At 69.8% G+C, this 14,420-nt stretch carries 13 protein-coding genes; 10 read left to right on the top strand and 3 right to left on the bottom strand.

Translation table 11 applies throughout. The features are described 5' to 3' along the window. Nucleotides 1-18: 18 nt before the first annotated feature. The 8 genes from ACN20J_RS21615 (at nt 19) to ACN20J_RS21580 (ending at nt 7,118) form a co-directional block, all read left to right on the top strand. A complete protein-coding gene (locus ACN20J_RS21615) occupies nt 19-1,479 on the top strand; it encodes a menaquinone biosynthesis decarboxylase (protein ID WP_190230995.1) in 1,461 nt (486 codons plus the stop codon). After that, entirely contained in the window at nt 1,476-2,384 is a 909-nt protein-coding gene (gene mqnP / locus ACN20J_RS21610; RefSeq protein WP_189844862.1) for a menaquinone biosynthesis prenyltransferase MqnP, read from the top strand. The genes ACN20J_RS21615 and mqnP overlap by 4 nt, the downstream gene beginning before the upstream one ends. 98 nt (nt 2,385-2,482) lie before the next feature. Beyond that, on the top strand, nt 2,483-3,157 hold the full coding sequence (locus tag ACN20J_RS21605) for a UbiX family flavin prenyltransferase (RefSeq protein WP_189844861.1): 675 nt from the start codon (nt 2,483-2,485) through the stop codon (nt 3,155-3,157). A gap of 158 nt (nt 3,158-3,315) precedes the next feature. Further along, nucleotides 3,316-3,771 (top strand): Lrp/AsnC family transcriptional regulator, encoded by a 456-nt coding sequence (locus ACN20J_RS21600; protein ID WP_055616806.1) that lies wholly within the window; start codon nt 3,316-3,318, stop codon nt 3,769-3,771. A gap of 53 nt (nt 3,772-3,824) precedes the next feature. Then, nucleotides 3,825-4,988 (top strand): aminofutalosine synthase MqnE, encoded by a 1,164-nt coding sequence (gene mqnE / locus ACN20J_RS21595; RefSeq protein ID WP_419666558.1) that lies wholly within the window; start codon nt 3,825-3,827, stop codon nt 4,986-4,988. A 343-nt stretch (nt 4,989-5,331) separates the two neighbouring features. Then, entirely contained in the window at nt 5,332-5,856 is a 525-nt protein-coding gene (locus ACN20J_RS21590; protein WP_361997016.1) for a GNAT family N-acetyltransferase, read from the top strand. A gap of 129 nt (nt 5,857-5,985) precedes the next feature. After that, nucleotides 5,986-6,288, top strand: a complete 303-nt coding sequence (locus ACN20J_RS21585; protein ID WP_189844859.1) for a DUF4229 domain-containing protein — start codon at nt 5,986-5,988, stop codon at nt 6,286-6,288. Between the two features lie 179 nt (nt 6,289-6,467). After that, nucleotides 6,468-7,118 (top strand): TetR/AcrR family transcriptional regulator, encoded by a 651-nt coding sequence (locus tag ACN20J_RS21580; protein WP_419666557.1) that lies wholly within the window; start codon nt 6,468-6,470, stop codon nt 7,116-7,118. A 16-nt stretch (nt 7,119-7,134) separates the two neighbouring features. Here the strand turns inward: ACN20J_RS21580 and ACN20J_RS21575 are convergent, their stop codons facing one another. Continuing rightward, entirely contained in the window at nt 7,135-7,983 is an 849-nt protein-coding gene (locus ACN20J_RS21575; RefSeq protein ID WP_419668922.1) for a MaoC/PaaZ C-terminal domain-containing protein, read from the bottom strand. A 55-nt stretch (nt 7,984-8,038) separates the two neighbouring features. After that, the gene (locus tag ACN20J_RS21570) at nt 8,039-9,397 is read right to left on the bottom strand and encodes a 3-oxoacyl-ACP reductase (RefSeq protein ID WP_419666556.1); all 1,359 of its coding nucleotides are present in this window, start codon (nt 9,395-9,397) and stop codon (nt 8,039-8,041) included. Between the two features lie 85 nt (nt 9,398-9,482). Here ACN20J_RS21570 and ACN20J_RS21565 point away from each other — a divergent pair, with 85 nt between their 5' ends. Together ACN20J_RS21565 and ACN20J_RS21560 are read left to right on the top strand one after the other, a co-directional pair. Then, complete coding sequence (locus ACN20J_RS21565) at nt 9,483-10,901, top strand: acetyl-CoA C-acetyltransferase (protein WP_419666555.1); 1,419 nt, start codon at nt 9,483-9,485, stop codon at nt 10,899-10,901. Nucleotides 10,902-11,164: 263 nt separating this feature from the next. Continuing rightward, a complete protein-coding gene (locus ACN20J_RS21560; protein ID WP_419666554.1) occupies nt 11,165-13,066 on the top strand; it encodes an AMP-dependent synthetase/ligase in 1,902 nt (633 codons plus the stop codon). Nucleotides 13,067-13,445: 379 nt separating this feature from the next. On the opposite strand, the gene ACN20J_RS21555 is transcribed toward ACN20J_RS21560, so the two are convergent. Next, complete coding sequence (locus ACN20J_RS21555) at nt 13,446-14,351, bottom strand: MurR/RpiR family transcriptional regulator (RefSeq protein WP_189844856.1); 906 nt, start codon at nt 14,349-14,351, stop codon at nt 13,446-13,448. Nucleotides 14,352-14,420: the final 69 nt, after the last annotated feature.

The following is a 14,420-nucleotide window of genomic DNA, read 5'->3' as shown; positions in this document are numbered from 1 at the left end:
TAGCCGATACTGGAACGCATGGCTTACGACGATCTTCGCTCCCTGCTCCGGGCGCTTGAGCGTGAGGGCGACCTCAAGCGCATCAAGGCCGAGGTGGACCCGTATCTGGAGGTCGGGGAGATCGTCGACCGCGTCCAGAAGGCCGGCGGCCCCGCCCTGCTCTTCGAGAACGTGCGCGGGTCGGCGATGCCGCTCGCGATGAACGTCTTCGGGACGGACCGCCGGCTCCTCAAGTCGCTCGGCCTGAAGTCGTACGACGAGATCAGCGAGAAGATCGGCGGACTGCTCAGGCCCGAGCTGCCGCAGGGGTTCATCGGGGTGCGCGAGGCCTTCGGGAAGCTCGGCGCCATGACTCACGTACCGCCGAAGAAGATCAAGTCCGACAACGCGCCGGTGCACGAGGTCGTGCTCCAGGGTGACGAGGTCGACCTGGACCAGCTGCCCGCCCTCTTCACCTGGCCCAAGGACGGCGGGTCCTTCTTCAACCTCGGTCTGACCCACACCAAGGACCCGGAGAGCGGCATCCGCAATCTCGGGCTCTACCGCCTCCAGCGCCACGACAAGCGCACCATCGGCATGCACTGGCAGATCCACAAGGACAGCCGCAACCACTACCAGGTGGCGGCGCGGAAGGGCGAGCGGCTGCCGGTCGCGATCGCCTTCGGCTGCCCGCCCGCGGTGACGTACGCGTCCACGGCCCCGCTGCCCGGTGACATCGACGAGTACCTCTTCGCCGGGTTCGTCCAGGGCAAGCGGATCGAGATGGTCGACTGCAAGACCGTGCCGTTGCAGGTGCCGGCGCAGGCCGAGGTCGTACTGGAGGGGTGGCTGGAGCCAGGCGAGATGCTCCCGGAAGGCCCCTTCGGCGACCACACCGGGTTCTACACTCCGCAGGAGCCCTTCCCGGCCCTGACCATCGACTGTGTGACGATGCGCAAGCGTCCGCTGCTCCAGTCGATCGTGGTCGGCCGGCCGCCGACCGAGGACGGTCCGCTGGGCCGGGCGACGGAGAGGTTCTTCCTCCCCCTCCTCAAGATCATCGTGCCGGACATCGTGGACTACCACCTCCCCGAGGCGGGCGGTTTCCACAACTGCGCGATCGTCGCGATCGACAAGAAGTACCCGAAGCACGCCCAGAAGGTGATGCACGCCGTCTGGGGCGCCCACATGATGTCCCTGACCAAACTGATCGTGGTCGTCGACTCCGACTGCGACGTCCACGACCTGCACGAGGTCGCGTGGCGCGCGCTGGGGAACACGGACTACTCCCGTGACCTCACCGTCGTCGAGGGGCCGGTCGACCACCTCGACCACTCCTCGTACCAGCAGTTCTGGGGCGGCAAGGCGGGCATCGACGCCACGAAGAAGTGGCCCGAGGAGGGGTACACGCGGGACGGCGGCTGGCCCGACATGGTGCTGTCCGACCCGGAGACGGCGGCGAAGGTCGACCGCCGGTGGAAGGAGTACGGACTCTCGTGAGCAGCGCATCAGCCGCGATCCCCCAGCCCCAGCCGGGGCGCACCAAGGCGTTCCTGCGCCTCGTCATGATCGAGCACTCCGTCTTCGCGCTGCCCTTCGCGTACATCGCGGCGCTGACGGCGATGTTCACGCTGGACGGGAACATCCACTGGGGGCGGCTGCTGCTGGTGACCGTCGCGATGGTCGGCCTGCGGACGTTCGCCATGGCCGCGAACCGGATCATCGACCGGGAGATCGACGCCCGCAATCCCCGTACGGCCCATCGCGAGCTGGTCACCGGCGCGATGAGCGTGAAGCACGCGTGGACGGGCGCGCTGGTCGCCCTCGTCTTCTTCCTCGGCGCGGCGGCCCTGCTCAACCCGCTCTGCCTGGCGCTCGCGCCCATCGCGGTCATCCCGATGGTCGTGTACCCGTACGGCAAGCGGTTCACGAACTTCCCGCAGGCCATCCTCGGTCTCGCGCAGGCCATGGGGCCGATCGGCGGCTGGCTGGCGATCACCGGTGAGTGGTCCTGGGACGCGGTGATCCTCGGCCTCGCGGTCGGCATCTGGATCGGCGGCTTCGACCTCATCTACGCCTGCCAGGACGTGAAGACGGACCGCGAGATCGGCGTCATGTCGGTCCCGGCGCGCTTCGGCATCCCGGCGGCCGTCTGGGGCGCGCGCGTCTGCCACACCCTCACGACGGCACTCTTCGTCTGGTACGCGCTGGCCACCGACGCGGGCACCTTCTTCTGGATCGGCCTGGTGATCGTGGCGGGCGCGTTCCTGTACGAGCACTCGATCGTCCGCCCGCACGACCTCTCCCGGGTGAACCGCGCCTTCTTCAGTGTCAACGGCTTCATCGGCATCGCCCTGTTCGCGTGCGCGCTGCTCGATCTGCTGGTGCGCGGTCTGACCGTGTGAGTGCCGCGTGAGTGCCGGGTGAGCAGGGTGCGGCCCGTGGACCGCCCGCAGGCGCGGCCGGTCCTGAGCTCCGGGCGGCCCGCCGGTAGGCTCAGGGTGTGAACGCAGGAGAAACTCAGCGTCGGCCTTGGATCGTGGGGGTCTCCGGCGCGTCCGGAACGCCGTACGCGGCTGCCGTGCTGCGTGCCCTCCTCGCGGCCGGCGAGAGCGTCGACCTGGTCGTCTCGCGGGCCTCACGGCTCACGCTGCTAGACGAGACCGGGATCAGCTTCCGGGACGGCCACTGGCAGGAGGACCTCCGGGAATGGCTCGGCCGGGGGGCCGACGGCAAGCCCGGCACCTTCGCGGTGGACGTCGACGACGTACGGCACTGGAGCGCGGGTGACTTGGCGGCGGGGCCGTCGTCCGGTTCGTACGCCTCGAAGGGCATGCTGATCGTGCCCGCCTCCACCGCCTGTGTCGCCGGGGTCGCGCTCGGCCTCTCCAAAGACCTGTTGCAGCGTGCCGCGAGCGTCACCCTCAAGGAGCGGCGCAAGCTGGTCGTCGCCGTCCGCGAGACCCCGTTGAACGGGCAGACCCTGCGGCATCTGGTGACACTGGACGACGCGGGCGCGACCGTACTGCCGGCCTCTCCGGCGTTCTACGCGGGAGCGACCCACATCCAGGACCTGGTGGACTTCGTCGCCGGGCGCGTGCTGGACGCGGCGGGCGTCGGGCACACGCTCTACCGCCGCTGGGAGGGCGAACTCGGCGGGGGCTCACGCACCACCTGAGCAGCATCCGGGCAGCACCTGAGCACCACGTTCGACCCGTACGACCGAGCAGTACGACCGACTTGTACGACAGACCCGTACGACCGAGCAACGCGCAGTACCCACGCATCACTTCAGGGCATCACTTCAGGAACTTTCAGCGGAAGGCTATCGATCGCATGGACGCGGTGGACAGGCAGCTCATCCAGGCCCTCAGGGAGAACGGCCGGGCCTCCTACGCGGAGCTGGGACGCCTCGTCGGTCTGTCGGGACCCAGCGTCACCGACCGCATCAACCGCCTGGAGGCCGCCGGTGTCATCACCGGCTACCGCGCGACGGTCGACGCGACCTCGCTCGGTCTCGGCGTCACCGCCCTCATCGGCATCTCGCTCTCCGACGCCACCGACCACGAGGACGTGGCGCACCGGCTCAAGGACCTCAACGAGATCGAGGACTGCTGGTTCATCGCCGGCGACGACTCGTACATGCTCAAGGTGCGGGCGCCCGACGTGGACGGTCTGGAGAAGACCATCCGGCGGCTGTCGGGGACGAAGGGCGTCTCCCGGACGCGTACGACCATCGTGCTCTCCACGAAGTGGGAGAACCGGGTGGGTGAGCTGCCCGAAGAGGAATAGGCGGCTGGGCGTACGGTTGACAAGGTTCGTCACTTACGAGAGGTAGAAGCAGCATGGATGTCGGGCTCAAGCGCGAGCTGGAGGACAAGGTCCGGGCCGGTGAGCGGCTGACCCGCGAGGACGGCATCGCGCTGTACGAGTCGGACGACCTGGCCTGGCTGGGCGGGCTCGCCCACGAGGTGCGGATGCGGAAGAACGGCGACGTCGTCCACTTCAACGTCAACCGCCACCTCAACATGACGAACGTGTGCACCGCGTCGTGCGCCTACTGCTCGTTCCAGCGCAAGCCGGGCGAGAAGGACGCGTACACGATGCGCATCGAGGAGGCCGTTCGTCTCGCCAAGGCGATGGAGGGCGAGAACCTCACCGAGCTGCACATCGTGAACGGCCTGCACCCGAACCTGCCGTGGCGCTACTACCCGCGCTCGCTCAGCGAACTGAAGAAGGCGCTCCCGGACGTCTCCCTGAAGGCCTTCACGGCCACGGAGATCCACCACTTCGAGACGATCAGCGGTCTTTCGGCGTCCGAGATCCTGGACGAGCTGATCGACGCGGGTCTGGAGTCGCTGACCGGCGGCGGCGCCGAGATCTTCGACTGGGAGATCCGGCAGCACATCGTCGACCACCGCACCCACTGGGAGGACTGGTCGCGCATCCACCGCCTCGCGCACGAGAAGGGTCTCAAGACCCCGTGCACGATGCTGTACGGGCACATCGAGGAGCCTCGCCACCGGGTCGACCACGTCCTGCGTCTGCGTGAGCTGCAGGACGAGACCGGCGGCTTCCAGGTGTTCATCCCGCTGCGCTACCAGCACGACTTCGTCGACGTGAAGGACGGCAAGGTCCGCAACCGCCTCCAGGCGCGGACGCAGATGGCGACGGGTGCGGAGGCCTTGAAGACCTTCGCGGTCTCCAGGCTGCTCTTCGACAACGTGCCGCACGTCAAGGTCTTCTGGGTGATGCACGGTGTGCAGACCGCCCAGCTGGCGCTTCAGCACGGTGCGGACGACATGGACGGGTCGGTCGTCGAGTACAAGATCACCCACGACGCCGACAACTACGGCACGCCGAACAAGCTGACGCGTGAGGATCTGCTCGACCTGATCCGCGACGCCGGGTTCCGGCCGGTCGAGCGGAACACGCGGTACGAGATCATCCGCGAGTACGACGGGCCCGACGCGGGGCGTCGCGAGTTGCCTCAGCCGATGAGGGTCTGACGTTCTTGGGGTGACTTTTCGGGTGCGGGTGGGAGGGGCTGGACTGCGCAGTTCCCCGCGCCCCTAAAGACCTAGGGGTGCGGGTGAGTCGTGGCTGGACTGCGCAGTTCCCCGCGCCCCTGAAGACCTAGGGGTGCGGGTGGGCATGGGCTGGGTGTGCAGTTCCCCGCGCCCCTGAAGACCTAGGGGCGCGGGGAACTGCGCAGTCTTTTGGGGGTTCGGGGGCGGAGCCCCTGAGTACGGGATGGGAATGGGTAGGGGCGGCGGGGGCGAGGAAAGCACGTGACGTACGTGACGCCGGTCTGTCTTGAGGTCGGTGTCGCGTAATGGTTAGCCTTGCCTTATGGCCCTTACCTTCGTTCTCGAACCGGCTGTCACCGCCGAGGTTCGTGACGGTCTTCTTGATCTGTGGACGGATGTCTCCAACGCGGGAGGCGCCGTCGGCTTCGTGGCACCGGTGGACCGTGAGGTCATCCGGCCGGAGCTGGTGAAACACTTCGTGGCGATGGCGGAGGGCCGCGCCCGCCTCCTGGCCGGGTTCGACGAGGAGGGCCAGGTGGCCGCGGCGGCCTTCCTCACCTTCAACACCCACCGGCTGATGACCCACTGGCTGTGGCTCTACACGGTGATGGTCCACCCGAAGCACCAGGGCAAGGGGTACGGCCGGGACCTCCTGGCCGCCGCCGCGGACGCGGCCCGCTCCCTCGACGGCATCGAGGCGATCCGCCTCACCTGCCGGGGCGGACACGGCCTGGAGCGGTTCTACGGCTCGTGCGGCTACAAGGAGGTCGGCCGCATACCGGACGCGATACGCGTCGCGCCCGGCGACGAACGCGACGACATTTTCATGCTGCTGCCGCTCACCTGATCCCCCGCACCCCCCTGCAAGATCCGGTGCCGCTCGTGCTTGACTGGACGGTGCCCTTTGGGAATGTCGGGGACTTTCGGATCCCTTCGGACCCCTTAGAACCCGTTCGACACGGAAGAGTGGATTGAGATGCTCCGCTACACACTGATGCGCCTGGGAATCCTGGTGGGCTGCCTCGTGGTCGTCTGGGGCCTCGTCTACTCCGGCATCGCCCCGCGCGGACTCGGCGACTCGAACGGCATGTGGATCATCCTGCTCTCCCTGCTGATCTCGGCCCCCATCAGCTTCGTCGTCCTGCGCAAGGAACGCGACCGCGCCTCGATCCAGATCGTCGAGCGCGTCGACCGCGTCAAGTCCAACCTGGAGGCCAACCGCAGCCAGGAGGACGACGCGGTGGACGAGGTGACACGGGCCCAGGGCCAGACGTCGTAACTGATCAGGCTGATCAGGAGCACTTTTCGGCGCCGGCCGACACACTCAGCCCGTCGTGGGGGTCCCCCCGCTCGAGCGAAGCCGAGAGTGGGGGAGTTTGAGGACGAGGCCGTTCAGGCCGATCCGGCCAGCCCCCAACACCGCAGAGCCGTCGGCAGACAACTCGTACTCTTGCTCGTATGGGTGCAGTGAAGAGCAAGCGGATGCCGCGAGCCGTGCGCGAACAGCAGATGCTGGACGCGGCGGTGCAGACCTTCGGGCAGCGGGGATACCGGGCCGCGTCGATGGACGAGATCGCCGATCTGGCGGGCGTGTCCAAGCCGTTGGTCTATCTGTACCTGAACTCCAAGGAAGACCTCTTCACCGCGTGCATCCGCCGTGAGGCCGCCGCCCTGACCGCGGCCGTGCGCGCGGGGGTCCAGCAGGACCTGCCCGCCGACCGCCAACTCTGGGACGGGCTGCGGGCGTTCTTCACGCACACCGCGCAGAACCCGGACGGCTGGGCGGTGCTGCACCTCCAGGCGCGTACGCACGGGGAGCCGTTCGCCGCGGAGTTCGCCGCGATGCGCGAGGAGATCGTCGCGTTCGTCACGCAGCTGATCGTGGTGGCCGCCCGTGAGGCGCACCGGGACCCGTCGCTGCCCGAGCGCGAGGTGGCCGGCCTCGCCGAAGCCCTCGTCGGTGCCGCCGAGTCCCTCGCCGCCTGGGCCAACGCCACCCCCGGCGTCTCCGCCCGGCAGGCCGCCACGACCCTGATGAACTTCGCCTGGGCGGGCCTGGGGGACCTGATGGAGGGGAGACCCTGGTCGGAGCACGGCTCGGCGGGGTAGCAGGGCGAGGCGCGCGTCAGAGTACGGGGAGGACCTCTCCGGACAGGTGCAGCCGGCCACCCGCTCCGCGTAGCTCGAAGGCGGCACCCTCCGCCCCGTACGACACCGTCCCCGGCAGAAGCACCGGCGCCCTGAACTCCGCCCGGACCACGGCCGCTTGAGGCGTCCCGTGCTCGGCGAGGCAGCGCGCCACGGTCCACATGCCGTGCGCGATGGCCCGGGGGAAGCCGAACAGCCGGGCGGTGAGGGGGTGCAGGTGGATCGGGTTGCGGTCGCCGGACGCGGCCCCGTACCGCCGCCCCACGTCCCCGGCGAGCGCCCACTCGGCCACGACGGGCAGCGGCTTGCGCTCCTCGGGCGCGGCCGGCCCGCCCGTGCTCCCCGCCGAGGTGCGGTGCCGCGCCAGATACGTACTCCGCGACTCCCACACGAGCTCGCCCCCCGCCCGCATCTCCGTCATGACGACGGCCTCGGTCCCGCGTCGGTGGGGCACCAACTCGTCGACGTACACGGCGAGTTCGTACTCCCCGGTCGCCGCCGTCGCCTTCCGCCGGGTGATCCCGATGGACGTGTGCACCAGCCCGAGCAACGGCAACGGAAAGGCCCGCTCACTCATCAGCCGCATGACCAACGGAAATCCGAGAACGTGCGGATAGGTAATGGGCAACTCGTCGGCCCCCACCCCGAATCCACAGGCCCGCTCATAAGCGGCGAGCTTTCCCAGGTCGATACGAAGACCCGGGAGAACCAATCGGGTACGGGGTGCCGTGACTCCCGTCCGGGGCCGCTTGAAGGGCGAGAGGAAAGCACCCCGGGCGAGCAAGGGCCATAGGCGCGGCGAACGGTCGAGAACCTGGGTACGAATAGAACCCGTTACGTCATCCAACGCTGACTTCCTTTCTGGGCTGAGCACGGACCCTTCACGCACCCAATAGGCTCTGCCCGCACACCCGAACAACCTGCCCGTTGACCGCCCCGGACCCCGGATGCGCGAACCAAGCAGTCGTCTCGGCCACGTCAACCGGCAACCCGCCCTGGGCAAGCGAGTTCATCCGGCGCCCCGCCTCGCGAATGAACAACGGTACGGCGGCAGTCATCTTGGTCTCGATGAACCCGGGCGCGACCGCATTCACCGTCACTCCGTATTCCGAGAGCGCCCGAGGGGCGAGCGACCGCACCAGGCCCACGACCCCCGCCTTGGACGCGGCATAGTTCGTCTGCCCGGCGTTCCCAGCGATCCCGGCGATGGACGCGGTGGCGACCACCCGCCCACCCGCTCGGAGCGCGCCGGCGGACAGCAGGGCGTCGGTCGTGCGGAGCACACTCGCAAGGTTGACGTCGAGCACCGAACCCCACCGCTCCGCAGCCATGTTGACCAGCCGACGGTCCCGGGTGATCCCCGCGTTGTGGACCAGTACGTCGAGCCGCCCGCCGGGGAGTGCGTCGGCGATCCGCGCCCCCGCGTCGTCCGCCGTGATGTCGAGCGGCAGCGCGACCCCGCCGAGCCGCTCGGCGACGGCGGCGAGATCGCCTCCGGCGGCGGGCACGTCGAGGCACACCACCTGAGCCCCGTCCCGCGCCAGCGTCGCGGCGACGGCCTCACCGATCCCGCGGGCGGCCCCGGTGACGAGCGCGGTACGCCCGGCAAGGGGCTTCTCGGGATCCTCGGGCCCGGCCGGCTCACCGCCATCACCACTGCCACCGTCCCCGCCACCGTGGCCGCCGACCTCGATCACCTGCCCGCTGACATAGGCCGACCTGGGCGACAGCAGAAAGCGCAACGTCGACTCGGCGGCCCCCGCCTCCAGGAGCCGTACGAGATTCACCGTCCGCCCGCGCCCGATCTCCTTGCCGAGGGACCGTACGAACCCTTCGAGGGCCTGCTGGACGGCGGCCTGGTGATGGTCGGCGGGATCCAGGGGCGCGCCGAGCACCACGACCCGCCCGCTCTCGGCGACCGACCGTACGACGGGGTGGAGGGCCGCGTGCACCTCGGCCAGCGCGTCGATGTCACGGACGCCGGTGGCGTCGAGGACGACGGCGACGGGCCTGTCGCCGCCGGAGTGGGGCTCCTCGCCGCCGGAGCGTGGCCCGGACCGGGCCAGTACGGGTGCGAGGTCCAGCTCCGACTTGCCCGCGGTGAGATGCAGCAACTCCCCTTGGAGTGACGGCTGTTCGGCGCTCCAGCGCCGTAGTCGCACCGGCTGCGGCAGCCCGAGCCGGCGGGTCAGGAACCGGCCGGGGGCGGTGCCGGTGAGGCTCAGGTAGCGGTCGGCCATCGTCCAACTCCCAGCTCGGTCGTATTCTTACTCTGGAGTAAGGTTACCCGAGGTAAGCCTACGTCACGGTGAGGAGCAGGTCGAGATGAGCCCCCTTGAACCCCTGCCGGAACCCCTGCCGGAACCCCTGCCGGAACCCCTTCGGGAGCCTCTGCGGGGATCCTTCCGGGCGCCGCAGCCGCGTCGCGTCGCGATCGTCGGCGGCACCCGTATCCCCTTCGCCCGCTCGGACGGCCCGTACGCGACCGCCTCGAACCAGGAGATGCTGACCGCGGCGGTCGACGGACTCGTCGAGCACGTCGGACGCCTCAGCCGCTTCGGGCTCGAAGAGCCGGGCGCGGTGGGGGAGTTGGTCGCCGGTGCCGTGCTCAAGCACAGCCGGGACTTCAACCTCGCGCGCGAGACCGTGCTCGGGTCGAGGCTGGACGCCCGCACCCCCGCGTACGACATCCAGCAGGCCTGCGGGACCGGCCTCCAGGCCGTCATCGCCGCGGCCAACAAGATCACCCTCGGGCAGACCGAGTCGGCGATCGCGGGCGGCGCGGACACGGCCAGCGACGCCCCGCTCGGCGTCAACGACCAGCTGCGGCGCATCCTGCTGGAGGTCCGGCGCGCGAAGTCGACGGGCGCCCGGCTGAAGGCACTCGCCCGGATCCGCCCCGGCCACCTCGTCCCGGACATCCCGCGCAACGCGGAGCCCCGTACGGGCCTCTCGATGGGCGAGCACGCGGCTGTCACGGCCCGGGTCTGGGGCGTGACCCGGGAGGCGCAGGACGAGTTGGCGGCGGCCAGCCATCAGCGGCTGGCGGCGGCGTACGAGCGCGGCTTCTTCGGGGACCTGGTCGTGCCCTTCCGGGGGCTGGCCCGCGACCAGAACCTCCGGCCCGGCTCGACGGTCGGCAAACTCGCCTCCCTGAAGCCGGTGTTCGGGCTGAAGGGCCAAGGCACCCCAGGTAACCCCGGCAATCCCGATAGCCCCGACAATCCCGCCCCGACCATGACGGCCGGGAACTCGACGCCCCTCACGGACGGCGCGGCACTCGTGCTGCTCGCGAGCGAGGAGTGGGCGTCGGTGCGCGGGCTGGCGCCGCTCGCGTATCTGACGGCGTACGAGACGGCGGCCGTCGACTTCGTGAACGGCGATGTGGCCGGTGGCGAGGACGGTCTGCTGATGGCGCCCGCCCACGCCGTGCCGCGCATGCTGGAGCGGGCCGGGCTCGGCCTGGACGACTTCGACTTCGTCGAGGTGCACGAGGCGTTCGCGTCACAGGTGCTGGCCACGCTGGCGGCCTGGGAGAAGCGGGGGCTCGGCACGGTCGACCGTGACCGGCTGAACGTGGCGGGCTCCTCGCTCGCGACCGGTCACCCCTTCGCGGCCACCGGGGCGCGGATCGTGGCGACCCTCGCGAAACTGCTCGCCGAACGGGACGCTCCCGGGCGCGGACTGATCTCGATCTGTGCGGCGGGAGGGCAGGGCGTCACGGCGATCCTCGAACGTCCGTGAGGAGCGGACTCGAACGTCCGTGAGGGGCCGACTCGAACGTCCGTGAGGGGCCGACTTGAACGTCAGTGAGGGGCCGAAGGGCACGAACTCGACGGATCCGCGGGCAACGCCCCTGTTGCGTCGGTATGTTGGGCAAAAGATGAACAGGCGTCCGAACGTGCACGAACCTCTCACTCTTCCGCACAGAAGCACCTCACTTTCCCAGGTGAACCCGCCACTTCACAGGTCCGTAATGGGGGGAGTGCAAGAGTTAGGAGCCGTCAGTGTCCCGCGATCCCTCCGACAATCCCGAGCTCGTCATCCCTGAACCCGAGGTCAGGCGGCTCGACGGGGTCGTGCGTGAGGTCTCGGTGCCCCCGATGGTGTACGCCGTCACGCACGGCTCGCTCGCGGACATCCCCTTCGACAACGCGGAACAGGCCCCCGACGACCCGGTGCTCAGCCGGAAGGGGGCGGACGGCACCTGGACGGACGTCACGGCAGCCGAGTTCGCGGCCGAGGTCCTGGCGGTCGCCAAGGGGCTGATCGCGGAGGGGCTGCTGCCGGGCGACCGGCTCGCGATCATGGCGCGTACGACCTACGAGTGGACGCTGCTGGACTTCGCGGCCTGGGCCGCCGGGCTCGTCACCGTCCCCGTCTACCCCACCTCGTCGATCTTTCAGACCCGCTGGATCCTCCAGGACTCCGGTGCGGTGGCGATCGCCGTCGAGCATGTGGCGCAGGCCGCCGCGCTCGGCCCTGAGCGCGACCGGCTCCCCGATGTCCGCCACATGTGGATCTTCGAGAAGGGGCACACCGAGCGGCTCGCCGAGCTGGGGCGTGACGTGCCGGACCAGGAGGTCGCGGTACGCCGGGGCGTCCTCGGTCCCGACTCGCTCGCGACGATCATGTACACCTCGGGCACCACGGGCCGGCCCAAGGGCTGCGCGCTGACCCACGCCAACTTCTTCGCCGAGGTCGACAACGCCGTCCAACTGCTCCACCCGGTCTTCAAGTCCACCTTCAAGGACCCGGCGTCCACGCTCCTCTACCTGCCCCTCTCGCACGTCTTCGGCCGGATGGTCGCCATCGCCTGTATGCGGGCGCGGGTCCGGCTGGGGCACGCGCCGAGCATCCGTACGGAGGAACTGCTCGCCGACCTCGCCGGCTTCAGCCCGACCTTCCTCCTGGCCATCCCGTACGTGCTGGAGAAGGTCTACAACACCGGCCGCGCCACCGCCGAGAAGATGGGCCGTGCCGCCTCCTTCGACCGGGCGGCGCGGGTGGCGCGCGGGTACGGGGAGGCGTTGGAGGCCCAGCAGCACGGGGCGGGCCCGGGGCCGGGTGCGAAGCTCAAGGCGGCCCGTGCCCTCTACGACCCGCTCGTCTACCGCCGTATCCGCGCCGCCCTCGGCGGCAAGGTCCGCCAGGTGGTGTGCGGCGGCTCCCCGCTCGGGCGCCGCCTCGCCTCCTTCTACGCCGGCGCGGGCATCCAGGTCTTCGAGGGCTACGGCCTGACCGAGTCGACGGCCGCCACGACGCTCACCTACCCGCACCGGCCGCGGCTCGGCACGGTCGGGTGGCCGCTGCCCGGTACGCGTGTCCGGATCGCCCAGGACGGCGAGATCCTGCTCAGCGGGGAGCATGTGTTCCGCGGCTACTGGGACCCGCAGGCGGGCGGGGTGGTCCCGGCCGACCAGGAAGGGTGGTTCGCCACCGGTGACCTCGGCGAGCTGGACGACGAGGGCTACCTCACCATCACCGGGCGCAAGAAGGACATCCTCGTCACCACCAGCGGCAAGAACGTGGCTCCTGCGCCGCTGGAGGACTGGCTGCGGGCCCATCCGCTCATCAACCAGTGCGTGGTCGTAGGCGACAACCGCCCCTACATCACCGCCCTGTTGACCCTTGACGCCGAGGGCATGGCCCACTGGTGCCGGATGACCGCCAAGTCGGACGTCCCGGTCGCGGCCCTGGTCACCGATCCCGACCTCCTCGCCGTCCTCCAACGCGCCGTCGACGACGCCAACCGCCTCGTCTCCCGAGCCGAATCGATCCGCCGCTTCACCGTGCTCCCCCTGAATTTCACGGAGACGGCGGGCCACCTGACCCCGACGATGAAGCTCCGCAGGGCGGTCGTCACGCGGGAGTTCGCCCGGGAGATCGAGGAACTGTACGCGGAGTAGGCCTCCGGCCCGGGTTTCTTCGCCCCCGCCGCCCCTACCCATTCCCGTCCCTTACCGGGGGCTCCGCCCCCAGACCCCCGCTCCTCAGACGCCGGAGAGGCTGGAGGTGCGGGGTGGGTGGGTTGACCGTGGGTGGGAGATCGGCCTGAACGGCCTCGTCCTCAAACGCCGGACGGGCTGGTTGGTGGGGGCTTGCGGGGTGGCATGCGTGCGGGTGTGTTGTGACTGGACTGCGCAGTTCCCCGCGCCCCTTTTAGGGGCGCGGGGAACTGCGAAATCTTCAGCCCCTCCGGCGTTTGAGGAGCGGGGGTTCGGGGGCGGAGCCCCTGAGTCAGGGATGGGAATGGGTAGGGGCGGCGGGGGCGCAGAAAAGTGGTCGCTACTTGCGCTTCGGTTTCAGCAACTGCTCCCGCAACGCCGTAAGTTGATGTGACGTCTCCACTGCCCGCGTCTCGTCGAGGGCAGTGAGGGCGAGGAGGAGCGCGTCGGCGACGACGATCGCGGTGAGGGCCTCCGCCGTTATGCCCGTCGGGGTGTGCGGCGCGATGAGGACGGCGTCCACGCTCGGGCCGTACAGCTCGGCGAGCTCGTCGGTGACGAGGATGACCCGGGCGCCCACGGACCGCGCGCGTTCAGTGATGACCGTCAGCTCGGCCAAGGCGCGCCCCGGCTGGAAGATGACCACCGCATCGCCCTGCCGCAGCCGGAGCAACGGATCGGCCAGCGCGAAACCCGTCTCGCCGAGATGGCGGGCCCGGCACCCGATGCGGCCGAGCGCCAACGCCAGGTGTCGCGCGGCGAATTCGGAGGCAGCGACGCCGTAGCAGTGGATCTCGCCGGACTCCGCCGCCTCGGCCAGGATGCCGACCGCGTCCCGAAGCGCGTCACCCGGCGTGAGCCGCCGCGCGTGCTCGATCCGCTCCTGGGCCTCGTCGAAGACCTCGCCCCAGATGCCGTCCAGGTCCCGCCCCACATGGGCGATGCGCTGCTGGAGGCGGACCTCGGGTGCCACCGACGAGGTGAAGTCGGAGGCCAGCTCCCGCTTGAGCGCGGGCAGCCCCGCGTAGTCGAGGCGCTGGAGGGTGCGTACGACGCTGGCGTTGCTGGTGCCGCTCGCGCTGCCCAGCTCCTGGGCGGACGCGAACAGCAGGGACTCCACGGGCGCGCTGACCAGGTGCTGCGCCACGGCCCGCTCGGAGGCGGACAGCGAATCCCACTTCTCGCGCACGGTCGCGCGCAGCCGGGCGAGACCCTCGCCGCCGCCCGACTCCTCTGAAATATTCATTACAGGTATTGACTCCGGTGTGATTGCCGTTACTCTCCTGGGCAACGCATTCCAAAAGGAGAGCATCTC

It is taken from the genome of Streptomyces sp. 2-1 (assembly GCF_048564895.1).
Taxonomy (GTDB): Bacteria; Actinomycetota; Actinomycetes; order Streptomycetales; family Streptomycetaceae; genus Streptomyces; species Streptomyces phaeochromogenes.
This window is presented reverse-complemented; position numbering and strand designations above follow the sequence as displayed.